Genomic DNA, 23,824 nt, shown 5'->3' on the forward strand with positions numbered 1-23,824 from the left:
GGATTGGAAGCATGGACGGCGTCCTGGTCATCGATAAGCCCAAGGGGCCCACCTCGTTCGACGTGGTGCGGCAGGTCCGGGGTCTGCTCAAGGTGAAGAAGGTGGGCCACACCGGCACGCTGGACCCGATGGCCACGGGGGTGCTGCCCCTGTGCCTGGGCGAGGCGACCAAGGTGGCCGGCTTCATCACCGAGGGCGACAAGGCCTACGACGCCGTGGTGCGTCTGGGCGCGGAGACGGACACCCAGGACGCCGAGGGCAAGGTGGTGGCCGAGGCTCCGGTGCCCGCCCTGACGTCCGCGCTGCTGGAGGACGTGCTGGGCCGCTTCCGCGGCTCCTTCGAGCAGGTGCCGCCCATGTACTCGGCGGTGAAGGTGGGTGGGAAGCGGCTGTACGAGCTCGCCCGCGCCGGCGAGGAGGTGGAGCGCGCCAGCCGCCACGTGACGGTGTACGAGCTGGTGCTGCGCGACTTCAGCGCCAACCAGCTCCGCCTGTCGGTGCGCTGCTCCAAGGGCTTCTTCGTGCGCACGCTGGCCTATGACATCGGCCGGGCGCTGGGCTGCGGGGCCCACCTGGAGGCGCTGCGGCGCACCCACAGCGGTCCCTTCGCCCTGGCGCATGCCCTGCCGCTGGCGGACCTGGCCGAGCTGGCCCGGGAGCCCGAGGCCCTGGCGAAGCGGCTGCTGCCCATCTCCGAGGCCCTCACGGACCTGCCCGCGGTGCGGGTGAGCGCGGCGGACGCGGCCCGGGTGGCCCATGGCGTGCCCGTGGAGGCGCCCGCCCATCCCGGCCGGGTGCGGGTGGTGGACCCCTCGGACGCGCTGCTCGCCGTGGCCGAGGTGGTGCGCGGCCGGCTGCGGTACCTGCGGGTGCTCGTCTGACCCCCTGCAGCCCTGGAGAGCGTCCTGGAGCCCCTCGTCCCGGGGGCATTGGACTGTCCACTGGCCCGTTTCCAGTCAGTTGCCCGGGCGCTTCAGGTTGACCGCCCGCACGGGCGGTGCTTATAAGCCCCCGGTTCGTCAGTAGAAGGAAGCCCGGTCTGTACCCCTCCGCGGACCGCGGCGACCGCAGTACCCACCCCCCGGAGCGGGAAGAAGAAGGAAGCACATGTCGGCACTGCATCAGGATCGCAAGGCAGAGGTTGTCGCGAAGTACCGCACCCACGAGAGCGACACGGGCTCTCCCGAGGTGCAGGTGGCCCTGCTCTCCGAGCGCATCACCATGCTCACGGAGCACTTCAAGACGCACAAGAAGGACCACCACTCCCGCCGCGGTCTGCTGAAGCTGGTGGGTCAGCGTCGCCGCCTGCTCGACTACCTGAAGAGCAAGGACGCCAACCGCTACAAGAAGCTCATCGAGGGCCTCGGCATCCGCAAGTAGGCCCACGGCAGTGAATCGGGGCGCTGGCATCCGTCAGCGCCCCGAGTCGTTACGGAGTCGCGGTTCAGAGTCGCAGTTCGAGGAAGAGAGCGGGGCGAAGCAAGAAGCAACGGAGTGGTTGGACGGAGGTTTTGGTTTCCGTTCGGACGGGCCGACCCGTGCAGCAGACGGGTCGGCCCGCGCGATCAGGGATCAAAGCTCCGGCGATCCCTCTGGCGCTTCCGAGGCGCCCCCACGCAGTCCAGCCGCGGTTGCCCGTATCCGCCTGTTCCAGGCCAGGCGACCGCATCCACCCCACAGGCCTCGCACCGAGGCGCGTGGGCCCTCACCTTTCTTTTGTCCAAAGGCAGGGCACGCGTCCGCGGGGCCACCAGGAAGTACGAGGCAAGACCGATATGCATCTGAAGAAGAGCGTCAAGATTGGCGAGACCGAGCTGTCCATCGAGACCGGCCACATGGCCAAGCAGGCGGATGGCGCCGTGGTGGTTCGCTACGGCGACACCATGCTGCTCGTCACCGCGGTGAGCGCGCGCGAGAAGAAGGACGTGGACTTCCTCCCCCTCACGGTGGAGTACCAGGAGAAGCTGTACTCGGCCGGCCGCATCCCCGGCAGCTACTTCAAGCGCGAGGGGCGCCTGACGGAGAAGGAGACGCTGGCCAGCCGTATCGTGGACCGCTCCTGCCGCCCGCTGTTCCCGGACGGGTACGCCTACGAGACGCAGATCATCACCAGCGTCATCTCCGCGGACCCGGAGCACGAGGGTGACATCCACGGGATTACCGGCGCCTCCGCGGCGCTGTGGGTGTCGGACATCCCGTTCAACGGCCCCATCGCCGGCATCCGCGTGGGCCGCGTGGACGGCAAGCTCATCGCCAACCCCACCTCCAAGCAGCGCGAGCAGTCGGACATCGACCTGGTCATGGCCGTCAGCCGCGAGGCCATCGTGATGGTGGAGGGTGGTGCCGAGGAGGTGAGCGAGGCGGACATGGTGGCCGCGCTCGAGTTCGGCAAGCAGGCCGTGCAGCCCGCGCTGGATCTGCAGGACGAGCTGCGGCGCGCGCTGAACAAGACGGTGCGCAACTACGACAAGGTCGCCGCGGTGGCCGAGGACCTGAAGGCGAAGGTGCGCGCGCTGGCCTGGGACGGCATCGTCCAGGGCTACACCATCAAGGAGAAGGCGGCCCGCTACGACGCGCTCTCCAAGGCCAAGAAGGAGGCCCTGTCCAAGCTCAAGGAGCAGATGGGCGAGGCCTTCACCTCCCAGGTGGAGAAGCACGCCAAGGCGGTGGTGGAGGACCTGAAGTACGAGCACATGCGCACGCTGACGGTGAACGGTGGCCGCATCGGCGGCCGCGGCCACGACAAGGTGCGTGACATCACCAACGAGGTGGGCGTGCTCCCGCGCACCCACGGCAGCGCGCTCTTCACCCGCGGCGAGACGCAGGCGCTGGTGGTGGCCACGCTGGGGACCTCCGAGGACGAGCAGCGGCTGGAGCTGCTCGGCGGCATGTCCTTCAAGCGGTTCATGCTGCACTACAACTTCCCGCCGTTCAGCGTGAACGAGACCAAGCCCCTGCGCGGCCCCGGCCGTCGCGAGGTGGGTCACGGCGCCCTCGCCGAGCGCGCGCTGCGCAACATGCTGCCCCCGAGCGACAAGTTCCCGTACACGGTGCGGCTCGTGTCGGACATCCTCGAGTCCAACGGCTCGTCCTCCATGGCCTCCGTGTGCGGTGGCACGCTGGCGCTGATGGACGCGGGCGTGCCCATCAAGGCCCCCGTGGCCGGCATCGCCATGGGCCTGGTGAAGGAGGGCGATCAGGTCGCCATCCTCTCGGACATCCTCGGTGACGAGGACCACCTGGGCGACATGGACTTCAAGGTGTGCGGCACCTCGAAGGGCATCACCTCCATCCAGATGGACATCAAGATCACCGGGCTGACCACGGAGATCATGAGCCGCGCGCTGGAGCAGGCGCGTCAGGGCCGTCTGCACATCCTGGGCGAGATGCTCAAGACGATGGCCGAGCCGCGCAAGGAGATCAGCTCCTACGCGCCGCGCATCACCACCATCCAGATCCGCCCCGAGTTCATCAAGAACGTCATCGGGCCGGGCGGCAAGGTGATCAAGGACATCATCGCCCGCACGGGTGCCGTCATCAACATCGACGACTCGGGCCGCGTGGACATCGCGAGCTCGAACGTGGACTCGGTGAAGTCGGCCATCGCGATGATCCAGGCGCTCACGCGCGAGGCGGAGATCGGGAAGATCTACACGGGCACGGTGCGGAAGATCGCCGAGTTCGGCGCCTTCGTGGAGCTGTTCCCGGGCACGGATGGTCTCATCCACATCTCCGAGCTGTCGGACAAGCGCGTGAAGAGCGTGTCGGACGTGCTCAACGAGGGCGATGAGGTGCTGGTGAAGGTCGTCAGCATCGACAAGACGGGCAAGATCCGCCTGTCGCGCAAGGAGGCCATGGCCGAGCGCGCCGCGACGCAGCAGGGCACCGCCCCCGCTCCGACGGACACCACCCAGGCCGGGGCCACCCAGCCGGGCGCCAAGGCCTGAGCCGGCGCACCCCTCTCCCATGGGGAGTGGGTGACGCGAAGCCCTCTTTCCGCTCCGGCGGGGGAGGGCTTCTTCCTTTGCGGGCTCCTGGCGGGAAAAATCCTCCTGGTGGCTCGTGCGTTGATGTGCGGGTCCACCTCCGGAGCCTCGCGTGTCCCCAGGGCCTTTCACCGCGCTCTCGCGTTTCCTCGGCCACTTCCGGTGGGCCTTCATGCCGCTCGGCCTGCTGGCTCTCATCGCCGTGGGCGTCCACGCCGCGGCCGATACGCTCGATGACCGGCTCCTCGCCGTGGTCGACCTGGCCGATGCCGCGTTCGACCGCATCGTGGGCCGCTACAGCTTCACCGCGCCCCTCGTGGACCTGCTCTCCCTCGAGCGGCGCACCACCCTGGCTCGCGCCCTCGCCCTGGCCTGGGAGCTGACGGCGGACGTCGTGCTCGCTCTGCCCGCGCTCGGCTACCGCGAGGAGGCGCCGTCTCCAGTCCGGTCCCCCCTCGCGCTCCCGCAGCGCCACACGTGGCGCGCCATGCTGGGGCGCTGCCTGCGCAAGCCCACCACGATGCGGTGGATCCGCCCGCTGGCCACCGCGCTCGTGGCCGTGGCCGGCGCCTGTACCGTGGCGCGGCTCGTCCAGGGCTCGGTGTACCTCTCGTGGCGCGAATTGCTCGGCGAGAGTGTGGCGGATGGGGTGGCCCGGGGCCTCGCGCTCGCGGCCCTGGTGGGACTCCTGTGGCGGCTGGGCTGGCGCGCGGTTCTGCGCAACCTCCAGCACGCCGACGCCGCCTCCGAGCAGCACGCTCGCGGATTCGCACGGGCCTTCGCCTACGGCCTGCCCGGCTCCGCCCTGGTGGCGCCCCTCGCGCTCGCCGCCGCGCTCGATGCCTCGCCCCTCTGGTCCTTCGTGCGCTGAGGAGGACGCCCCGTGTTCCCACGCCACGTCCGAGGGTTGCTCGACTTCTCCCTGGCCGCCCTCTGCCTCTGGTGCGCCTGGCACCACACGCCCGCGGGCGCGCTCGTGCGGCGCACCTCGGCCTGGGTCCTCGGGAGCCGGAGCACCGCCCGGCCGTTGCTCGCCTACTACGATGGCGTCAGTTCCTCCGGCGTGTCCGCGCCCGCGCTCGCCCCCGTGGCGCCACCCCTCCGGCCCTTCACCGGCTCGGAGGCGCTCGCGTATGGCACCCACCTGGCGCTCAAGGGCCTTTCGCCCGCGGCCCGGGCTCCCGCCTTCGCGCTCGCCACGGAGCTGGGCATCCCCTCTGAGTCCCTGCTCGACGAGGTCCGCGGCCCCGCCGCCGCTCGCAGGCTGCACGAGTCCCTGGCCAGCGCCTTCCCCTACGAGGAGTCCCGCCTCACCGCCGTCTTCGCCGGCCGCGTCCCCGCCCGCTATGCCGCCGCCCGCGTGGCGGCCGAGGGGGGAACTCCGAGTCTGGAGCGGCTCGCGAGACAGCTCCCGCCCGGCTACGAGGACGCCACCGTGGCCGCCGCCCAGGCCCTCGCGCTGGCCACGGCCTTCGGGCTCGCCTGGCCCGTGCCGGAGCACACCCCGGTGACGAGCCCCTTCGGCTACCGCCTCCACCCCGTGCTGGGCACGCGCAAGCTGCACACCGGCGTGGACCTCTCCGTCCGCGTGGGCACCGAGGTGCGCGCGGTGGCCGAGGGCACGGTGCGCCGCGCCAGCGAGGACGGCGTGAATGGCCGGGTGCTCATCCTCGACCATGGCCGCGGCGTGACGACGGCCTACTGCCACAACTCGGAGCTGCTCGTCCGGCCCGGGCAGCGCGTGGCTCGCGGCGAGCTCATCGCCCGCTCGGGCAACACCGGCCGCTCCACTGGGCCCCACCTGCACTACCAGCTCGAGCTCTCCGCCCAGCCCGTGGACCCGCTGCGCTTCCGTCCCAGGTCCACTCCCGTGGCGGACGAGTCCTCTCGCTGAACAGGCCGAGAACTCGATTCCTGGCCACATTGTGCTACCTCATCACACATGACTTCGTCCGTCAGCGTGAGGGTCCGCCGCGTGCGCGCCCATGCCGAGCCGTTGCCGTTGCCGCGCTACGAAACCGCGCTGGCCGCGGGGATGGATCTGCGGGCGGATATCGATGGGGAACTGACGCTCGGGCCGATGGAGCGGGCGGCGGTGCCCACGGGCCTGGCCCTGGCGCTGCCCCCCGGTTACGAGGCGCAGCTCCGGTCCCGCTCGGGACTGGCGCTCAAGCACGGCATCACCCTGTTGAACTCACCCGGTACGGTGGACGCGGACTACCGGGGCGAGGTCCAGGTGCTCCTGGTGAATCTCTCGTCACAGCCCTTCACCCTCCGGCGCGGCGAGCGCATCGCCCAGCTCGTGGTGGCTCCGGTGTCCCAGGTGTCCCTGGTGGAGCTGACGGTGCTGGACGATACCGAGCGGGGAGCGGGGGGCTTCGGCTCGACGGGCCGCTGAGCGGGCGTTCCTTGCCCCGTCTTCGCGCGGCGGGTTAAGACCGTTCGAGGGTGCCTTCTGGAGGCCCCGCAACAGCCCCCCCACCTCCGGGAGTTCGACCGCTTTGCTTTGCCACCGCTGCGGCAGCCAGGTCCCCGACACCAGTGAATCCTGCGCCACCTGTGGGCTGAAGCTCTCGGGCGCCGCGGCGGGGGCCGGCCCGCGCCGTCGTGGGGCGAGCGTGGAGGCTCCCTACAAGCCCGGCGACGTCTTCGCCAGGCGCTACGCCATCCGCGAGGTGCTCGGACCGGGCCCGGTGGGCCATGTCTTCCGCGCGCTCGACCAGGAGATGGACGTCGAGGTCGCGCTCAAGGTCATCAACCCCCGCCTGGTGCAGATGCCCGAGGAGCGCACCCAGTTCTCCTTCGCGCTGCGCCAGGGCAAGAAGCTCACCCACCCCCACCACGTGCGCGTCTACGAGGAGGGCGAGGAGCGCAACCGGCCCTACTTCACCACCCAGCTGCTCGAGGGCATGACGCTGCGGCGGATGATGGATCAACGCGCGGCCCAGGGGCAGCGCTTCTCGGCCCGGGAACTCGAGCCCCTCCTGGCGCAGCTCGTCGAGGCGCTCAACACCGCCCACAAGTACGGGCCGCACTCGGACCTCAAGCCCGACAACATCTTCGTCCTGCCGGACATGCTGAAGGTGACGGACTACGGGCTGGCGCTCGGCATTCCCCGGCTGCCCTTCCTCCAGGCCCAGAAGGTCTGGCGCGTCGCGAGCTACGTCGCCCCCGAGTACGCCGAAGGTGGCGAGCTGGACACGCGGATGGACCTCTACTCGCTCGGCGTCATCGTGGGCGAGCTGCTCACCGGCCAGACGCCCGAGGACGGGGAGCTGCCGGACCTGCAGGCCCACGATCCCGAGCTGCCCCCCGGCGTGGAGTCCCTCTACCGGCGGACCGTCAACGCCAATCCGCTCGCGCGGCCGAAGACGGCGAGCGAGTTCCTCACCGAGTTCTCCGCGGCCCTGGCGCGTCCGAGGCCGCCGTCCGGGTCCGCGAAGCCCGCGGCGGGAGCGCAGGCCCCGGGGGCCGCCCGTCCCCGTCCCAAGCCCGTGCCCTTCAGTCTCACCGCCGAGCTGGCGACGGCCTCTCCGCTGGGCGACGACATGCTGCCGCCGCCCGTTCCCACCGCCGAGCTGCCCGCCCTGGCGGCCCCGACGATCCAGGTGCCCGTCGTGGGCGGCGCCCCCACCCAACAAGAGCTCCCCAAGGCCACCGTCCAGGAGGTCCCCGTGTCGCGCACTCCCACGCTCGAGGCGCCCCGCGTGGACTCCGCGCCCACCGAGCTGCTGACCGCCGACAGCATCGAGCAGCGGCTCGCCTCGAAGGCTCCGGAGAACGCGCGTCCGCTGGATGCCACCCAGCCGCTCGACTCGGCGACGCTCGCGGCGATGATGGGCCGGGCGCCCAAGCCCGCTCCCGCTCCCGCTCCCAAGCCTCGCCCGGCTCCGGCTGCTCCGGCTCCGGCTCCCGCCGCGCGTGCCGAGCCCCCACCCCGGCCCGTGGTGCAGGCTCCTCCCGCCCGCGTGGCTCCCCGGAACGGGCCCGCGGCACCGGCTCCCCGCTCCCGCTCCTCCACGGTGGTGCTGGTGCTGTTGACGCTCGCGGGCCTCGGCCTGGGCGCGGCGGGCGGCTACTGGATCCTGTGGAAGATCCGCCATGGCGCCCAGCCGGCTCCCGCGGCGCCCTCGTCCTCGCAGGGGGCGAAGCCATGAAGCGGTGGGGGTGGCTCGCCCTGCTCGTGTTGTGGGCGCCGCTGGTGGCCGCCTCGGAGCCGGCGCGGCCTCGCGTGGTGGTGGTGAAGTCCGCCGGGCTCGCGCCCTACGCGGCGGTGGTGGCCGGCTTCAGCGCCGAGGTGCGCGCCGAGGTGGTGGAGGTGACGTTGGAGGACAGCGCCCCGGCGGCGGCCCGGGCCTTCCAGCGCATCGCCTCGCAGAAGCCGGCGCTGGTGCTGGCCATCGGCCCGCTGGCGGCCAACACCGCCCGCCGCACCTTGGACACGCAGGTCCCCGTCCTCTTCGTCATGGTGCCCTACTACGAGAAGTACGGCCTGGAGGGCCCCAACATCACCGGCATCGCGCTCACCAGCGACTTCCGCCCCGAGCTCGCCGCCCTCAAGTCCGTGGCTCCCGCGGCGAAGCGGGTGGGCATCCTGCATGACCCGCGCTTCTCCGCCGGGCTGGTGGAGGCGGCGCAGTCGGCCGCGGGGCCCCTGGGCCTCTCCATCGTGCCGCTCGCGGCGGACGCGCAGGGCAAGGCGGAGAAGGTGCTCGCCGGCTCGAAGGACAAGGTGGACGCACTGCTCATGGTGGCCGACAAGACGGTGGGCAACGCCGCCGTCGTCCAGGAGCTCATCTCGTTCGCCACCGCTCAACACCTGCCACTGGTGGGCCTCACCCCCAGTCAGGTGAAGGAGGGCGCCACGCTCGCCCTCGCTCCCAGCCCCACCGCCATCGGGCAGCAGGCGGGCCGGCTGGCCAACCGCATCATCCATGAGAAGGTCGATCCCGGTGCGCTGGCGGTCTCCCAGCCCGAGGGGATGGACCTGGCCGTCAATCTCTCCGCCGCCAGCAAGCTGGGAGGCTCCAGGGACGTGGTGCTGGAGCTGCTCCGGTTCGCGGCCAAGCGGGACTTCCCCGTGAGGGTCTTCGAGTGATTCCGCGTTACAGCCGCAAGGAGATGTCTTCCCTCTGGACCGACGTGGCCCGTCTGCGCCGCTGGCGCGACGTGGAGCTGGCCGCGCTGGAGGGCATGGTGGAGCAGGGCATCGCCCCGCGCGAGGCGTTGCAGGACTGCCTCGAGCGCGCCGGTGACTTCACCGAGGCGGATGCCGCCCGCATCGAGGAGATCGAGCGCACCACCAAGCACGACGTCATCGCCTTCCTCACCTTCATGGAGGAGCGGATCGGCCCGAGCGCCCGCTGGCTGCACCTGGGCATGACGTCCTCGGACGTGCTGGACACGTCGCTGGGCCTGGTGCTGCGCGATGCGGTGGATCTCATCCTCCAGGGGGTGGGGCGCGCCATGGCCGCGGTGGAGAAGCGCGCCTTCGAGCACAAGCGCACGCTGATGATGGGCCGCAGCCACGGCATCCACGCCGAGCCCATCACCTTCGGGCACAAGCTGGCCATCTGGTACGACGAGCTGCGCCGCGCCGAGTCCCGCCTGCTCCGGGCCCGCGAGGTCATCGCCGTGGGCAAGATTTCGGGCGCCGTGGGCACGTTCGCGCACCTGCCGCCCGCGGTGGAGGTGTTCGCCTGCAAGAAGCTGGGCCTCACGCCCGCGCCGGCCTCCAGTCAGATCGTCCAGCGGGACAGGCACGCCGAGTACTTCTCCGCGCTGGCGCTGCTGGGCTCGAGCATCGAGAAGTTCGCGGTGGAGATCCGCCACCTGCAGCGCACCGAGGTCCGCGAGGCCGAGGAGCACTTCACCCCGGGCCAGAAGGGCTCGAGCGCGATGCCGCACAAGCGCAACCCCATCCTCTCGGAGAACCTCTCCGGGCTGGCGCGGCTGCTGCGCGGCTACGCGGTGAGCGCGCTGGAGGACGTGGCGCTCTGGCACGAGCGGGACATCTCGCACTCGTCGGTGGAGCGGGTGATCGGCCCGGATGCGACGATCGTGGCCGACTTCATGATGCACCGCTTCGCCGGGCTGATGGAGAACCTGCGCGTCTACCCGGAGAACATGCAGAAGAACCTGGACATGCTGGGCGGGGTGGTGAACTCGCAGCGGATCCTCCTGGAGCTGGCGCGCAAGGGGATGGATCGCCAGGCGGCGTACGTCATCGTGCAGCGCAACGCGATGCGCATGTACGAGCAGGGCGTGTCCTTCCGGCAGGCGCTCGCGGAGGACCAGGATCTGCTCGCGGTGATGACGCCGGCGGAGATCGAGGACTGCTTCTCGGCCGGCTATCACATCAAACACGTGGACGACATCTTCCAGCGGGTGTTCGGCCGGAGCGAGTAGCGGGCACCTTCAGGGCTCAATGGCCCCCGAAGGTCAGGGTGAAGTCGCACGTGAGGACGGAGCAGAAGCCCGTGCAGTTGAAGTCGTCGAGGACACTGGGGTTCGGAAAGGGCTTGCCCCCGACGACACCGCGCAGCGCGTCCTCTTCGAACTCGGTGAGCGGCTTGCCGGAGGGGCTCTCGGGTAGGGCCGAGCGCTCCTCGGCGGTGAGGGTGGCGCGGTAGTCCGGCTCCTTCCAGGCGCGGATGATTCGTTTCGTGTCCATGGCTGTCCTTGGCTCGGACCGCGCTCCGGGATGGGCGCGGGCTACCTGGAGGGAGTCCTGTCTCCCGAAGTGTGATGGGGCGGGGAGACCGTCTCGTCAGCTCGGCCCGCCACGGTCGGGCGGGAGTAGTTCCAACAGTTCGGGATGCCTCATGGCTCCCGCCTCGAGCTTGCCGTATGCGACCTCGGCTTCCTCCTCCGGCTCCGCGCGCTGGGCGAACGACTCGTGGTCGATGCACAGCACCTGCCCGTCGGTCCGCAGCACCCAGAGGTCTATCTCCGTGCAGTCGAGTAGTCCGTCCACCCTTCCGAGTAGGAGAACCGCCCGTCCTCTTCCAGCGTCAGGGTGGAGGTGACGTTCCACCCATCGGGGGATTGCGAGGAGTCTTCGTAGGTCTTCATGGTGGCTCTGGAAGAGGCCTCAATTCCGCTCTGGCGCCTCAAGCTTCTTGAGCATCTCCACCGCGTTGGTGTTCTTGGGGGTCAGCTCCAGGGAGCGGCGGTAGTTCGCGATCGCCCGCTCCTTGTTGCCGCTGACCATGTACGCCTCACCCAGGCTGTCGTAGGCGTTCCCATCACCGGGAAACATCTCCACGTTCAGCTCGAAGATCGCGATCGCGTCCGCCACACGCCCAGCGCCCAGCAGCTGATATCCGGTGCGATTCAGTTCCACCGGCGAGAAGTCGTACTCGGCCGCCTTCGTCGCCTTGAGGGCCTTGTACCTGGCGATGGCCTCCGCCACGGATGCCTTGTCGAGGGCCGCCATCACGACTTCCCCGATGGCCTGCCGGGGCTGTTGGGGCGGAATGCCATGAAGGATGCTCAGCACTCCGGCCGCGAGCTCCAGGAGCTTGTCCCCGCGCGACGTATTGTCGAGGATCACGACGAGCTCCTTGCGCTCGGGTGCGCGGATGAGAATCGTGGAGAACCCGTTGATTCCGCCCGAGTGGCTGACGGTGGCGAGCTCCGTCTTGGTGTCGTTCAGCGTGAGCGGCTTCACGACCCATCCGTGGGCGTACTGGTTCATTCCCGGTGTGAACATCTGCTGCTTGAGCGGCGCGGGGAGCAGCTTGTCGAGGTAGAGCGCCCGGTCCCAGAGGTAGAGATCCTCCACCGTCGAATACAGGGAGCCGGCCGCATACGGCAGCCCCATGTCGAGGTAGGGCGCGTTGACCAGGCCGCCGGGCCCGTACTGGTAGCCACTCGCGCGCTTCGGGAGCACCGTCGCATGGACGTCATAGCCGCTGTTCTTCATCCCCAGCGGGCCGAAGATGCGCTGCTGCAGCGCCTGTGCATACGTCATCCCGGTGAGCTTCTCGATGATGGCGCCGAGCAGGAAGTAGCCGGAGTTGTTGTACGACCACTTCGTCCCGGGTTCGAACTCGAGGTCGCCGCTGGCGAACTTCTTCACGAAGTCCGCGACCGTATAGGGGTCACGCGAGTCGTTCGCGAAGAACGTGGGCGAGGACGTGTAGCTCGGGATGCCCGAGGTGTGGTTCAGCAGGTGCGAGATCGTGATGCGATCGCCCGTGTCCTTGCGGTAGTCCGGAAGATGCTTGGTGAGCGTGTCATCGAGCTGGAGCTTCCCCTCGGCGACGAGCTGCATGATGACCATCGAGGTGAACTGCTTCGTGATGGAGCCGAGGCGGAACTTCGTATCGGGTGTATTCGGCAGCTGCCATTCGAAGTTCGCCTGGCCGTAGCCCTTCTTGTGGACGATGCCCTTCTCGTCGGCGACGAGCACGGCACCGTTGAACTGGCGCAACTGGTGGTACTTCGTGACGAGCCGATCAATCTCCTGCTGCCGCGTTGCCGCTTCGGCGGACACGGCCAGCACGAAGACGAAGAGCGCGCTCGCGATGCGCGCATGGAGCCAATTCATTCGATTCCCCACGTGTTGAACGGATACGGTCCGGGCTTGAGCCCGGAATCCCCGTCGAGCATAGCCCATGACACACCACCTCCTGTTCCTGCCCGGTGCCGGTGGCGCCGCGTCCTTCTGGCATCCGCTCGGAGCGTTGTTTGGACATAGTCGAGTGCCCCCGCCCTCTCCCAGAGGGAGAGGGCGCATGCGCAACACGGCCCGCGGGCTCACCGGGAGATGAGCTGGTTGGCCGCGCCTCGGGTGACCACCGCCTGCGCGACGATGGCGAGCTGTTGCTGGGCGGTGGCGGTGTTCATCAGGGCGAGGCTGACCGCATGCGCCGATGCCTGGAGCACGTGGGCGATGGCGAACTCGGGCGCGATCTCGATCAAGGCCTGAGCGCTCTTCCCGGCCTGGGCGAGCAGGGCCTCGGGCGAGAGCGCCGCTGGAGCGGGGGCCTCGGGTGGGGCGGCCGCGGCCGGGACGGTGCTCGTCGCGGGAGCCGTGGCCGCGGCCTGGGCCGTGGCGGGACGAGGGGCGTTGGGCGTGGGTACACCCCCCTGCGAGGCCAGCGCGAGGATGCTCTGCTGCTGCTGCTCGAGCACGCGGTTCAAGGTCGTGAGCGCGTGGGCACTGGCGTCCACGATCAGGGTCAGCTCCCGGGCGAAGTCCTGAGCACTCTTCGTCATGGTGTGCCTCCTCACTTCGAGCCAGCGGGCTGGGAGTAGATGGGGGCGGTGGCGTGCCCGGTCGATGCCGTATCCAGGCCGTAGAGGGTCGCGACGCCCTGGGTGGTGGCGGCCTGCATGGTCACGTAGGAGGCCTGCTGAGACTGGGTGGCGTTGTGGGCCGCGTTGGAGATCGCTTGCGATGTGGTCACGTAGAGGTTGCCCATGGCGATGGCGGGGGCATCTCCGAGCACCTTCAGGTTCGCCTGCGTCACAGAATCGGTGATCTGGTCATTGACCGCGGTGGGGAACGCCATGTCTCTGCCTTTCCGGTCGAAGGGGTTGAAGCAGCCCGGAGTCTCCCATTCGCCCGCGAGGACCCGCCAGCACGCCGCGGCGCGTCACCTCCAGGCCCTCGGAGCGAGCAGGCGGGCGCGGATTGCGGCGATCCGAGCTGCACGCTGTAAAGTTGCATACATGCTCAACGTCGTCGTCGTGGAAGACGACTCCAACCTGCTCACATCGGTGCGGCAGGCGATCGAGGCGCCGGAGTCCGGAATGCGCATCGCCGGTGCCTTCTCGCGCGGAGGCGAGGCCATCTCGTGGCTTCAGCGCCAGAAGCCGGTGGACTGCGCGCTGGTGGATCTCGGCCTCCCGGATCGCTCCGGCGTGGAGGTGCTGGCCGAGCTGAGGACGACCCACCCCACCGCCGTCGGCCTCGTCTTCACCATCTTCGACGACGACGAGCACCTGTTCCCCGCGCTGCAGGCCGGAGCGCAGGGGTACCTGCTGAAGGACTCCACCTCGGAGGTCCTCCTCCGCTCCATCCGCGAGGCGATCGCGGGGGGCGCGCCGATGACGCCAGCGGTGGCCCGGAAGGTGGTCCGGCGCTTCTGGGCGCCGCCGGTGGTCCAGCAGGAGCCGCTCACCGCGCGCGAGCGGGAGTTGCTCGTGCTGCTCTGCCATGGCGCCAGCTACGACGCGGCGGCGGCGCGGATGAAGGTGAGCCTGAGCACGGTCCAGGCGCACGTGCGCAGCACGTACCGCAAGCTCGCGGTGAGCTCCAAGGCCGAGGCGGTGAGCGCGGCCGTCCGGCTGGGCCTCTTCGTGCCATGAAGCTGAGCCTCCTCGTCGGCAGTCCGCCCTCCAGCGGTCCGTTGGTGGAGGCGCACCGCAAGATGCGCGCGCCCCGTGCGGTGGCGATGCTGATGGCGGGGGCGCTGGCGGTGGCGCTGGTGCCACTCATCCCCGGCGTCTCCACGCGGCTCGAGGTCTCTCTCCACGACACCGCGCGGGCGATGGGGCTGTTCGCGATCGTCTCGTTCTCCGCGGCGGGGGTGTTCTGGCGCCGGGGGGCCACGCCCACCTACTGGTGGCTGTGTGCCCTCGAGACGCTGACCACCGCGCTCTCGCTGCTGTCCCTGGTGTGGGCGTCGGGGAATCCGCTCAGCCCATTCTGGCTGCTCTTCGTCTGCCTGTGCCTGATCGTCGCCGTGGATGCCAACGGACGCATCATCGAGGGCCTGGCCTTCGTGGTCGCGCCCCAGGTGCTCGCGCTGCTGTTCCTCCTCGAGGGAGAGCCCGCGAAGGCGGGGATCTCCGCGGTCATCGGCGGCGTGGTGGTGGTGTTGGGCACCGTGCTCCGGGGGCTGTTCGTCGGCCTCACCGAGGCGCGCAACGAGCGGGATCGCCTCCGCGCCGAGCTGGCCGAGCTGCGCCTTCGAGAGGAGCGTCACCGCATCTCGCGCGACCTTCACGACGGGCTCGGGACCGAGCTGGCCAGCCTCACCTGGACGGCGCGCACGCTCCACCAGCGGCTCGAGGGCTCCCCCGTGCAGGGCGAGGTGGGGCACCTGCTCGAGCGGCTCCGCTCCGGCATGGACGAGCTGCGCACCGTGGTCTGGGCGTTGCGCGTGCCGGCTCGCCCCTGGGAGGACGTGGTGGTGCGGCTCTCCCAGCGGTGCCGGGAGCTGGGCGGTGACCGCGACGTGGTGGTGGATGCCTCCGCCGCCGACCCGCGCGCGGAGCTCGATGGTCAGGTGTCGCTCGATCTGGTGCGCGCCGTTCAGGAGCTGGTGCACAACGCCGCCCGCCACGCGCGGCCCCGGTGCATCCGCGTCACGCTCCGCTGCGAGCCGGACGGAATCCGTTTCCGGGTCGAGGACGACGGCCGGGGGCTCGCCGACGGCGCGCTCGAGCGGAGCGAGGGCGGCCTCAAGAACTTCCGGGCGCGGGTGGAGGGCGCGGGCGGCACCACGCAGGTGGAGTCGTCGCCGCGGGGGACGCGGGTGTCCGCGTGGCTACCCACACCTACCTTTCGGCCTGACATATCCATGCAATAGCGGCATGGCGCCATGCGGCGGTACCTCTGCCGCATGCCTGACACTTCTCTCAAACGCCTCGTCGTGGGTGCCGTCCTCGCGCTGTCCATCGTCAGCACGGGCTGCGGCGCGGTCATGTCGTACATCCAGGGCGGTCCCCTCATCCGAGAGCCGAACGGGCCGACCGGGAAGATCGTGATCGACAACAAGAGTGGCTACACGCTCGGCGCGGTGCTGCTGTCCGACTGTGACAGCTCCACCTACGGCCTGAACCGGCTCCCCGCGCGCACGGGCATCGAGGACGGGAAGACGTACGAGTTCACCGTCTCGCCCGGGTGCTGGAGCATCGCCATCGGCAGCGGCAGCGCGGAGGTTCGCGGAAAGCTCTACGTCGCCGCGGACAAGGCCTCCGTCTACACGGTGAACTGACATGGCGGCCGCGCGTGTGGACTCGATGCGTGCGTTGGTGCTGCTCGTCGCCGCTGGCGTGCTGTCCTCCGGCTGCATCAGCGTCGGATACGGCGCCGGAGTGGCGGCGGCGAGGGTGGACACCTCGCCGGAGAGCTCGCCACTCGAGTACACGCGCCAGGTCGACTACTCCCGCACGTACCACCAGTTCCGATTGGTGGACACGAGCGGCATCCTGCTCGCGGGGTTGGTGAACATCGGACGCCAGTCGGCGGCGCGCGACGCGGCGGTCGACCAGGCCATCGCGGCGGGCGCGAAGAGCGGCGACGTCGTCGAGTACTCCTACAAGCCCTACGAGATCCTCCCGGGCCCGCGGATCACCGCGGATCTGCGGCTGGGCCTCGGACCGGCGAGCACGACGTTCACCGGCGCCGGGGGGGTCCGGTACGAGCGCGGGAACTACTTCGCCTTCGACGTGGGGGGAGAGCCGCTCGTGTGGAACCCGGAGGGGCTGCCGGTGATGGCGTCCGTCGGCGCCTCGATGCTGCTGGAGAGCTGGGGCCTCGATGAGCAGGCGGGGATCGGCTTCGAGCACGACTACCTCGGGCTGGACGTCTTCGGGAACGGGAAGATCGGCGTGCGGCTGCCGGGAAATGTCGGCCTGACCGGGAAGCTGCACGTCGGACTGGTGTCACCGCTGCTGGGGCTGCTGCTGGGCTCCCCGCGGCTGTCCTGGTACGGCGGCCTCGAGGCGGCGTGGGCGACGCCCTGGAAGCCGCTCACCGTGGTGGGGGACTTCGTCTACGGCTCCCCGCTCTGGCTGGATCTCCCGTTTCGCGGCGGCTTCTCCACGCGCTTCGGCGTCAACGCCGTCGTCAGCATCGAGGCGCTGATGCCGGCGCCCGGCAATCCCTGAACCCCCTTCACAGCACCGTCTCTCCCGAGGAGCGCGTCATGCCCCGGCCGTCCCGTCATGTCCTCCCGCTGGCCGTCGTCCTCTGCGTCGCGCTGAGCGGCTGCAGCCACATCGTCTACAGCCGCGGCGTCATGTCGGCGGAGGCCGCCAACATCGATGCCGACGAGAACCCCGAGGGCCAGCCCTTCGACTTCTCCCAGCGAAGGGTGCGGGCGGACACCCAGGAGGTCGCGTTGCTCGACTCGAGCGGCCTGGTGTGCGCCTCGCTGATGACCGCGGGCGACGCGATGGCCTCCGCCGAGGGGCGGCGCAAGCAGGCGGAGCGCAACCGCGAGTTCGGCATCCTCACCTACAAGTATCGCGTGGCGGCGCCCGGGGAGTTCGGCGGCTATCCGTGCGGCGTCTTCGTGAAGTGGAGCACCGTGAACGAGTACCGCGGCTTCCAGCCGGGCTCGGAGGGACAGGTTCCGAGCTTCGGGGAGGCGGGGCTGATGCTCTCCGGCTGGGACGAGTTCCTGCTGCCGGGGCTGTACTTCGGCGGTGGCACCCGGCCCTCGGTCGGCTTCTACTCGGAGGCGTCCGTCCCTGGCTCCGACGACATCTTCCTCCGGCTGCCGATCAACCTCGGCTTCATGATCTCGCCGCATTGGGCGGGAGGACTGGCGCTCCGGGCGACCGCGGGCTTCGACATCGTGAGCATGCTCCTGATGGCGAAGTCGCAACCGTTCCGGAATGGCTTCTGGGTGCCGCTCGACTACGGCGCGTATCTCAGTTGGACCCTGCCCGTCTTCAGCTACGCCTCGGTGACCGCGATGGCCGGGTGGGGCAAGGAGGTCCAGGTCAACAACAGCGAGCTGATGTTCGCGCAGGGCCAGTGGCTGGGGCAGATCAGCCTCGTCCTCGACTACGACGCCATCTTCAGCGGCAGGAGCTCCGCCTCCGGCGACAAGAAGATGTAGGCCGGGGGCCGCGGTCTGGAAGGGCCGCCTCGGTCGAGGCGGAAGCCCGAGGGCGCGCGCGGCTCCTCGCGGCGGTAGAGGAGGACGGCCCGCGCCTCGGCGCGGACCACGACTACGCCACGAAGGATCCGGAGACGTTCAAGAAGCTCGCCGGGTTGTTGGGTGAGGGGGCCGCGAAGAACGGGAGCGGGGGCGCGGTGCACGGCAGCCGAGACCCCGGCGTGGGACGCGGGCTAGAATCAGCTCGTCACTCGGCTCGTGGAGACCTCCTGGTGATCCTGCGCAACGTCACGGATGAAGACCTCCCGATCTTCTTCGAGCACCAACGGGACGCGGTCGCGCTGCACATGGCCGCGTTCCCGTCGCGGGAACGCGAGGCCTTCCTGACCCACTGGCGCACGAAGGTTCTCCGCCCCGAGAACATGACCCGGACCATCGTCGTTGGCGGCCGGGCCGCTGGGTACATCGGCAGTTGGGAACAGGACGGCAAGCGCCTCATCGCCTATTGGATGGGTCGCGAGCACTGGGGCAAGGGCATCGCGACACGGGTGCTCTCGGAGTTCCTCGTGCTCGAGCCGATTCGTCCGCTCCATGCGTGGGTCGCTGTCCACAACGCCGGGTCGATCCGCGTCCTCGGGAAGTGTGGCTTCCGCGCGGTGGCCCAGGAGAACCCGCAGCACGCGGACGGAGTGGCCGAGGTCCTCATGATGCTGGGTCCGAAATAGGGGGCTTGCCCCAGTGACGTGGACGGCGAGCGCCAGCTCAGGGCTCGGCGAAGCCGCAGCGCACCCACGCGTTGGCGACGTCCCGGTTGAACTTGAAGTTCACGGGCACGCGATGCTTCGCGACGGTCGCGCCAGCGTCGTCGATGGCGGAGAGCAGCGCGTGGGGCTCATACTCATCGGCCACGAGCTCGAGCCGGACCTCGTACCAGCGGCCCTCCCAGGCGATGGAGAGCTTCTTGGTCATGGCCTGTTCACGCTGTCGCGCGGAGCGGTCCAGGACCTCCGAGGCCGTTTTCACGAAGGTCGCGAACGCCGCCGCATCGAAGGGCTTGGGGTTCTTCTTGTCGCGGCCCATCACCCACGGACTGATGAGCACGGGCTCGGCGATCCCCTGCTTGCGGATCTCCACGGCCCAGCCGTCGTCCTCCTCGTTCTTGATGACCCTGGCCGTCCAGCCGTTCTTCCGCCAGAACGTGGGCTCCATGACCTCGGGCTCGGCAGGCGTGCGCTCGTCGCTCATGGGCGTTTCTCATACCCTAATACCCTATGGGCGGACACCGTCCGGCGGTACCGGTGGGTTCCCTTCCACGGCGGAGGGCTGATGCGAGCCGCCTTGCGAAGCCTCGGGGCCTCGATTACGCAGGGCGCATGGCATCATCCAGCAAGGGCTTGGGGAAGCGGCTGGCGGACTTCTGGAGGAAGCACCCGGTGTGGAGCCTCGTGCTGGCGGCCGGGGTGCTGCTGGTGGCGCTGGGCGGGGTGCGCAGTCTCCGGGGTCCGGAGGTGCCCGTCCTGGTGGTGAGGCGCGGGCCGCTGGTGCACCGGGTGGTGATGAGCGGGCGGGTGTCGCCGCCGGCCGAGTGGGTGGTGGCGAGCCAGCTGCCGGGCACGGTGGCACGAGTCCTGGTGGACGAGGGCGCCCGGGTGCAGCCGGGCCAGGTGCTGGTGGAGCTGGATGCGGCCCCCCAGGAGGCGGACGTGGCGCGCGCACGCGCGGCGTTGGCGCAGGCGCGGGCGCGGCTCGGCGGCCTGAAGGAGGTGGGGGGACCCCAGCGCGAGGAGGCGGTGCGGCGGGCCGAGGCGGAGCTGGCCCGGGTGGAGCGCGAGGAGCAGCGGGCGAGGGCGCTCGCCGAGGCGGGGGTGATGACGCGCGTGCAGCTCGAGGAGGCGGTGACGGCGCTCGAGGTGGCGCGCAGCCAGTTGGCGAGCGCGCGGGCGGAGGCGGCGGGGAGCGGGCGGGGCGGGAGCGAGCAGCTGCAGGCGGAGGCGGCCGTGGCCCAGGCCGAGGCGGAGCTGCGCGCGGCCGAGGCCCGGCGGGCCCAGGCGACGCTCACGGCGACGGCGCCCGCGGTGGTGTTGACGCGCGAGGTGGACCCGGGGGACTCGGTGCAGCCGGGCACGAAGCTGCTCACGCTGGCGCGGCTGGGCGGCACGCAGCTGACGGTGGAGCCGGATGAGCGCAACCTCGCGTACCTGCGCGAGGGGCAGAAGGCGGTGGCCTCGGCCGAGGCCTTCCCGCGCGAGCGCTTCCCCGCGGAGGTGGAGACGGTGGCGCCCTCGGTGAATCCGGACCGGGGGACGGTGGAGGTGAAGCTGGCGGTGCCCCAGCCGCCGGAGTACCTGCGGCCGGGGATGACGGTGTCGGTGGACGTGGAGGTGGGGCGGCGCGAGGACGTGCGGGTGGTGCCCCTGGACGCGGTGCACGAGCCCTCCTCCGAGTCGCCCTGGGTGCTGGTGCTCCGGGACGGGCGGGCCGAGCGGGTAGGGGTGAAGACGGGGCTCCGGGGCGAGGACAGGGCGGAGGTGTTGGAGGGCCTGGCCGAGGGAGACCTGGTGCTTCCCACCTCGGCGAAGGTGAAGCCGGGCCAGCGGGTGCGGCCGGCGGAGGCGGGGTGAGCCATGCCCTTCGAGCTCTTCGTCGCGCTGCGCTTCCTCCGGGAGGGCCGGGCCCAGACGGCGCTCATCTTCGCGGGCGCCTCGGTGGGCGTGGCCGTCATCATCTTCCTCTCGGCGCTCATCGACGGGCTGCAGGCGAGCCTGGTGGACAAGACGCTGGGCTCTCAGGCGCACATCGTCCTCCGGGCCCCGGACGAGGCCGCGCGCCCGCTGGTGTCCTCGCCCGACACGCTCGTGCAGGTGGTGCGGCCCGCGCAGCGGCTGCGCACCATCGACCAGTGGCAGCAGGTGCTGCGCCTGATGGAGCGCACGCCCGGGGTGACGGCGGTGTCCCCCTCGGTGTCGGGCGCGGGCCTGGCCTCGCGAGGCACCGCGAGCCGCTCCATCGTGGTGCGCGGCGTGGAGCCCGAGCGCTTCGAGCGCATCATCGACGTGCCCTCCAAGCTGGTGGCGGGCCGGTGGCGGCTGCTCGGCGCGGAGGCGGTCATCGGCAAGAAGCTGGCCGAGCAGCTCGGGGTGACGGTGGGCGACACGCTGCGCGTCACCACGGCCGACGGCCGGGCGGACTCCTTCCAGGTGACGGGCCTCTTCGATCTGGGCAACCAGGAGGTGAACGAGCGCTGGGTGCTGGTCCCGCTGCGCTCGGGACAGACGCTGTTGGGCCTGATGGGCGGGGTGACGACGCTGGAGCTGCGGGTGACGGACCTCTTCGGGGCCCGGGCGCTCGCGGAGACGCTCTCCCAGCGCACGGGCCTGGTGGCCGAGAGCTGGATGACGCTCAACGCGCAATTGCTGGTGGCGCTCCAGTCGCAGAGCAGCTCGCGGTACATGATCCAGTTCTTCGTCATCATCGCGGTGGCGCTGGGGATTGCCTCGGTGCTGGTGGTGTCGGTGGTGCAGAAGTCGCGGGAGATCGGCATCCTCAAGGCCATGGGGACGACGACGCGCCAGGTGCTGCGGGTGTTCCTCATCCAGGGGGCGGTGGTGGGGCTGGTGGGCTCGGTGCTGGGGGGCCTGATGGGGGCTGGACTGGCGCGCTTCTTCGCGAGCCTGGCCACCAACCCGGACGGCTCGCCGACGTTCCCCATCCAGCTGGACGCGAAGCTCTTCCTCACGGCCTCCGCGGTGGCGATCGTCACCGGGTTGTTGTCGGCGGTGGCTCCGGCGCGCCGGGCCTCGGGACTGGAGCCGGCGGTGGTCATCCGTGAAGCCTGAGCCCGTGCTGCGCCTGGAGGGCGTCACCAAGGAGTACGGGGAGGAGGTCGTCACCCGTGTCCTGCATGAGATCGACCTGACGCTGGAGCAGGGCGAGTTCGCCGCGCTCATCGGCCCGTCCGGCTCGGGGAAGAGCACCCTGCTCAACATCATCGGCCTGTTGGATCGGCCCACCAGCGGCCGGGTGCTCCTGCAGGGCCAGGACACGCGCGGGCTGGACGAGGACGCGCTCGCGCGGCTGCGGGCGCGGACCCTGGGCTTCATCTTCCAGTTCCACCACCTGCTGCCGGCCTTCACCGCGCTGGAGAACGTGATGATGCCGGCACTGGCGGAGCGGGGCCGGCCGGACGAGCGGATGCGCACGCGCGCCCTGGAGCTGCTCGGGCAGGTGGGGTTGAAGGAGCGTGCCGGGGCCCACCCGGGTCAGCTGTCCGGAGGCCAGCAGCAGCGTGTGGCGATTGCCCGGGCGCTCGTCATGTCACCGGCGCTCGTGTTGGCGGACGAGCCCACGGGCAACCTCGACACCGGCACGAGCGCCCAGGTGTTCGAGCTGTTGCGCCACATCAACCGCGAGCAGCGGATGACGTTCCTCCTCGTCACGCACGACCCCCGGTTGGCCCAGCGGTGCGACCGCATCATCGAGGTGGTGGATGGCCGCATCGTGAGCGACCAGCGCGAGCCGCGCCGTTCCGGCTGAGCTGTCTGTCCCCCTGCCCGGAGGCTTGGACATGCCTCCAAGCCGTGGTCCGATGTCGCTCGAACCCAGCGAATCCGGCTCGCGACCTGCCATAGCGCGGCGGGGTGCCTTCTCGCCATCGCACGGTCCGCCACTGCCCTTCTGGCAGCGTCAGGGCCAGGCCGCCTCGACGCGGAAAAATTCACGCGAATTGCGCAAAAAATGGGGCTACCGGGTTCTCCTGGTGCAGATCGGGAAACGCACCTTTCATAAACCCCCCCAACGAGAGCACCAGAATGGACCTCCTTCGTCGAGTCCTGCATCGCGAGAGCCTTGCCCACAAGGCCTTGAAGCTGTCCCTCCCCCTGGCCCTGGTTGTGGCCTGTGGCGGCACCGAGCAACCCTCCGCCGAGCAGGCGGCTCCCTCTGACGCCAGCTCTGTCGAGCAGTCGCTGGGCACCTGGTACGGAGCGAGCCTGGCGTCCGCGACCTCGTCTTTCAGCCAGAGCGGCTGGCCCGTGGGCCACACGGTGGATGGCAATCTGGGCTCGGGCTACGCCCTCTACAACCCCGCCACCCCGGCGGACTACACCCAGCACCAGGAGATCTCCTACCGCATCGCCAACCCGCTGGCGCAGACCAGGGCCGGGGACTTCACGACGTTCCGCATCGATCTGGTGCAGAACTACGGCGGTGCGCACCAGCTTGGCCGCTTCCGCATCCAGTTCACCCGCTCGCCCCACGCCAGCTTCGCCGCCGGTGGTGACAGCAGGGGCCTGTCCGGCGTGCGCGGCTCGGCCACCTGGGAGAACTTCGTGACCTGCTTCTTCGATCCCACCACGATGAATGGCGTGACGCTCGCCTACATCCAGGATTCCTTCATGGTGGCGCAGGGGACGCCGCCGGCCACGACGACGTACCGGCTGTGGTGCCACGCGCCCACCGCGGGCGCCACGGGCAATGCCATCACCGGTCTGAAGATCGACATGGCGGCCGATCCCGTCTTCCCCACCAGCGGGCCCGGGCGCGCGGGCAATGGCAACCTGGTGCTCAACGAAGTGCAGGTCATCCAGCAGCTCGCGCCGCGCGGCTCCATCGCCAACTCCACCTATGGCCAGTGCCTGTGGGTGGACACCAACAACCTGAACAAGGTCTTCGCCGTGTCCTGCGCCAGCGTGGGCGGTACGATCAACGCTGACTGGATCCGGGTCCAGGTCAACAGCGACGCCTACCTGCTGCGCAGCGGCGTGAACCCCAACAACTGCCTGGACGCGTGGGAATACCGGCAGATCTACACCGGCCTGCGCACCACGGCCTGCAACCTCAACAGCTACCAGATCTGGCACAACCCGAGCGGTTTCCTGCGAAACTACGGCGACATGTGCGCCGCCCCCAGCATCACCAATGAGATGTTCCAGTCGCCCTGCCCCTGGGGCACCTACGGGTCGCTGGAGTCCTACAAGTACTTCTGGACACTGTAGGAATCGCGAGGCCCGCTCCCGGCCGGAGGGACTCCAG

The 23,824-nt window shown here is 70.1% G+C and carries 26 protein-coding genes; 19 read left to right on the forward strand and 7 right to left on the reverse strand.

Annotated features, from left to right (window positions below; genetic code table 11):
* Nucleotides 1-11: 11 nt before the first annotated feature.
* From truB to purB, 9 genes are all read left to right on the forward strand, one after another.
* Complete coding sequence (gene truB, locus VFZ09_RS37310; protein WP_329732539.1) at nt 12-881, forward strand: tRNA pseudouridine(55) synthase TruB; 870 nt, start codon at nt 12-14, stop codon at nt 879-881.
* Nucleotides 882-1,107: 226 nt separating this feature from the next.
* On the forward strand, nt 1,108-1,380 hold the full coding sequence (gene rpsO / locus VFZ09_RS37315; RefSeq protein ID WP_043390443.1) for a 30S ribosomal protein S15: 273 nt from the start codon (nt 1,108-1,110) through the stop codon (nt 1,378-1,380).
* Nucleotides 1,381-1,775: 395 nt separating this feature from the next.
* A complete protein-coding gene (pnp, locus tag VFZ09_RS37320) occupies nt 1,776-3,947 on the forward strand; it encodes a polyribonucleotide nucleotidyltransferase (protein ID WP_329732540.1) in 2,172 nt (723 codons plus the stop codon).
* 151 nt (nt 3,948-4,098) lie between these two features.
* Nucleotides 4,099-4,857, forward strand: coding sequence for a hypothetical protein (locus VFZ09_RS37325; RefSeq protein ID WP_414640785.1), 759 nt, complete (start codon nt 4,099-4,101; stop codon nt 4,855-4,857).
* Between the two features lie 12 nt (nt 4,858-4,869).
* The gene (locus VFZ09_RS37330; protein WP_329732541.1) at nt 4,870-5,880 is read left to right on the forward strand and encodes a M23 family metallopeptidase; all 1,011 of its coding nucleotides are present in this window, start codon (nt 4,870-4,872) and stop codon (nt 5,878-5,880) included.
* A gap of 48 nt (nt 5,881-5,928) precedes the next feature.
* Nucleotides 5,929-6,384 carry a dUTP diphosphatase gene (gene dut / locus VFZ09_RS37335; protein ID WP_329732542.1) on the forward strand — a complete coding sequence of 152 codons (456 nt, stop codon included), beginning with the start codon at nt 5,929-5,931 and terminating at the stop codon, nt 6,382-6,384.
* 220 nt (nt 6,385-6,604) lie between these two features.
* Complete coding sequence (locus tag VFZ09_RS37340) at nt 6,605-8,143, forward strand: serine/threonine protein kinase (RefSeq protein WP_329732543.1); 1,539 nt, start codon at nt 6,605-6,607, stop codon at nt 8,141-8,143.
* On the forward strand, nt 8,140-9,084 hold the full coding sequence (locus VFZ09_RS37345) for an ABC transporter substrate-binding protein (RefSeq protein ID WP_329732544.1): 945 nt from the start codon (nt 8,140-8,142) through the stop codon (nt 9,082-9,084). Before VFZ09_RS37340 ends, VFZ09_RS37345 begins: the two co-directional genes overlap by 4 nt.
* Nucleotides 9,081-10,394: an adenylosuccinate lyase gene (purB, locus tag VFZ09_RS37350; RefSeq protein ID WP_329732545.1), complete on the forward strand. Its 1,314-nt coding sequence runs from the start codon at nt 9,081-9,083 to the stop codon at nt 10,392-10,394. The genes VFZ09_RS37345 and purB overlap by 4 nt, the downstream gene beginning before the upstream one ends.
* A 16-nt stretch (nt 10,395-10,410) precedes the next feature.
* Here purB and VFZ09_RS37355 read toward each other — a convergent pair whose 3' ends face one another.
* The 6 genes from VFZ09_RS37355 to VFZ09_RS37380 all read right to left on the reverse strand — a co-directional run bounded on the left by VFZ09_RS37355 (nt 10,411) and on the right by VFZ09_RS37380 (nt 13,507).
* The gene (locus tag VFZ09_RS37355; RefSeq protein ID WP_329732546.1) at nt 10,411-10,659 is read right to left on the reverse strand and encodes a mersacidin/lichenicidin family type 2 lantibiotic; all 249 of its coding nucleotides are present in this window, start codon (nt 10,657-10,659) and stop codon (nt 10,411-10,413) included.
* A 96-nt stretch (nt 10,660-10,755) separates the two neighbouring features.
* Nucleotides 10,756-10,962: a hypothetical protein gene (locus VFZ09_RS37360; protein WP_329732547.1), complete on the reverse strand. Its 207-nt coding sequence runs from the start codon at nt 10,960-10,962 to the stop codon at nt 10,756-10,758.
* Complete coding sequence (locus tag VFZ09_RS37365) at nt 10,932-11,060, reverse strand: hypothetical protein (protein ID WP_329732548.1); 129 nt, start codon at nt 11,058-11,060, stop codon at nt 10,932-10,934. Before VFZ09_RS37365 ends, VFZ09_RS37360 begins: the two co-directional genes overlap by 31 nt.
* A gap of 19 nt (nt 11,061-11,079) precedes the next feature.
* The gene (locus VFZ09_RS37370) at nt 11,080-12,540 is read right to left on the reverse strand and encodes a serine hydrolase (protein WP_329732549.1); all 1,461 of its coding nucleotides are present in this window, start codon (nt 12,538-12,540) and stop codon (nt 11,080-11,082) included.
* Nucleotides 12,541-12,749: 209 nt separating this feature from the next.
* Nucleotides 12,750-13,211: a RebB family R body protein gene (locus tag VFZ09_RS37375; RefSeq protein WP_329732550.1), complete on the reverse strand. Its 462-nt coding sequence runs from the start codon at nt 13,209-13,211 to the stop codon at nt 12,750-12,752.
* An 11-nt stretch (nt 13,212-13,222) separates the two neighbouring features.
* Nucleotides 13,223-13,507, reverse strand: a complete 285-nt coding sequence (locus VFZ09_RS37380; RefSeq protein ID WP_329732551.1) for a RebB family R body protein — start codon at nt 13,505-13,507, stop codon at nt 13,223-13,225.
* A 160-nt stretch (nt 13,508-13,667) separates the two neighbouring features.
* Between VFZ09_RS37380 and VFZ09_RS37385 the strand changes: the two genes are divergently transcribed.
* The 6 genes from VFZ09_RS37385 (at nt 13,668) to VFZ09_RS37410 (ending at nt 18,519) form a co-directional block, all read left to right on the forward strand.
* Nucleotides 13,668-14,306 (forward strand): response regulator transcription factor, encoded by a 639-nt coding sequence (locus VFZ09_RS37385; protein ID WP_329732552.1) that lies wholly within the window; start codon nt 13,668-13,670, stop codon nt 14,304-14,306.
* The gene (locus tag VFZ09_RS37390; protein ID WP_329732553.1) at nt 14,303-15,532 is read left to right on the forward strand and encodes a sensor histidine kinase; all 1,230 of its coding nucleotides are present in this window, start codon (nt 14,303-14,305) and stop codon (nt 15,530-15,532) included. Before VFZ09_RS37385 ends, VFZ09_RS37390 begins: the two co-directional genes overlap by 4 nt.
* 33 nt (nt 15,533-15,565) lie before the next feature.
* Nucleotides 15,566-15,940 carry a hypothetical protein gene (locus VFZ09_RS37395; RefSeq protein WP_329732554.1) on the forward strand — a complete coding sequence of 125 codons (375 nt, stop codon included), beginning with the start codon at nt 15,566-15,568 and terminating at the stop codon, nt 15,938-15,940.
* 1 nt (nt 15,941) lies between these two features.
* Entirely contained in the window at nt 15,942-16,835 is an 894-nt protein-coding gene (locus VFZ09_RS37400; protein WP_329732555.1) for a hypothetical protein, read from the forward strand.
* A 38-nt stretch (nt 16,836-16,873) separates the two neighbouring features.
* Nucleotides 16,874-17,794 carry a hypothetical protein gene (locus VFZ09_RS37405; protein ID WP_329732556.1) on the forward strand — a complete coding sequence of 307 codons (921 nt, stop codon included), beginning with the start codon at nt 16,874-16,876 and terminating at the stop codon, nt 17,792-17,794.
* Nucleotides 17,795-18,066: 272 nt separating this feature from the next.
* The gene (locus VFZ09_RS37410) at nt 18,067-18,519 is read left to right on the forward strand and encodes a GNAT family N-acetyltransferase (RefSeq protein WP_329732557.1); all 453 of its coding nucleotides are present in this window, start codon (nt 18,067-18,069) and stop codon (nt 18,517-18,519) included.
* 37 nt (nt 18,520-18,556) lie between these two features.
* On the opposite strand, the gene VFZ09_RS37415 is transcribed toward VFZ09_RS37410, so the two are convergent.
* Nucleotides 18,557-19,039, reverse strand: coding sequence for a hypothetical protein (locus VFZ09_RS37415; protein ID WP_329732558.1), 483 nt, complete (start codon nt 19,037-19,039; stop codon nt 18,557-18,559).
* A 128-nt stretch (nt 19,040-19,167) separates the two neighbouring features.
* Between VFZ09_RS37415 and VFZ09_RS37420 the strand changes: the two genes are divergently transcribed.
* The 4 genes from VFZ09_RS37420 (at nt 19,168) to VFZ09_RS37435 (ending at nt 23,787) form a co-directional block, all read left to right on the forward strand.
* Entirely contained in the window at nt 19,168-20,415 is a 1,248-nt protein-coding gene (locus VFZ09_RS37420) for an efflux RND transporter periplasmic adaptor subunit (protein WP_329732559.1), read from the forward strand.
* A 3-nt stretch (nt 20,416-20,418) separates the two neighbouring features.
* Nucleotides 20,419-21,630, forward strand: a complete 1,212-nt coding sequence (locus tag VFZ09_RS37425; RefSeq protein WP_329732560.1) for an ABC transporter permease — start codon at nt 20,419-20,421, stop codon at nt 21,628-21,630.
* Nucleotides 21,620-22,327, forward strand: coding sequence for an ABC transporter ATP-binding protein (locus VFZ09_RS37430; protein ID WP_329732561.1), 708 nt, complete (start codon nt 21,620-21,622; stop codon nt 22,325-22,327). Before VFZ09_RS37425 ends, VFZ09_RS37430 begins: the two co-directional genes overlap by 11 nt.
* 275 nt (nt 22,328-22,602) lie before the next feature.
* Nucleotides 22,603-23,787: a hypothetical protein gene (locus VFZ09_RS37435; RefSeq protein ID WP_329732562.1), complete on the forward strand. Its 1,185-nt coding sequence runs from the start codon at nt 22,603-22,605 to the stop codon at nt 23,785-23,787.
* Nucleotides 23,788-23,824 lie beyond the last annotated feature (37 nt).

Origin of the sequence: Archangium sp., assembly GCF_036277355.1 — a bacterium.
Lineage (GTDB): Bacteria > Myxococcota > Myxococcia > Myxococcales > Myxococcaceae > Archangium.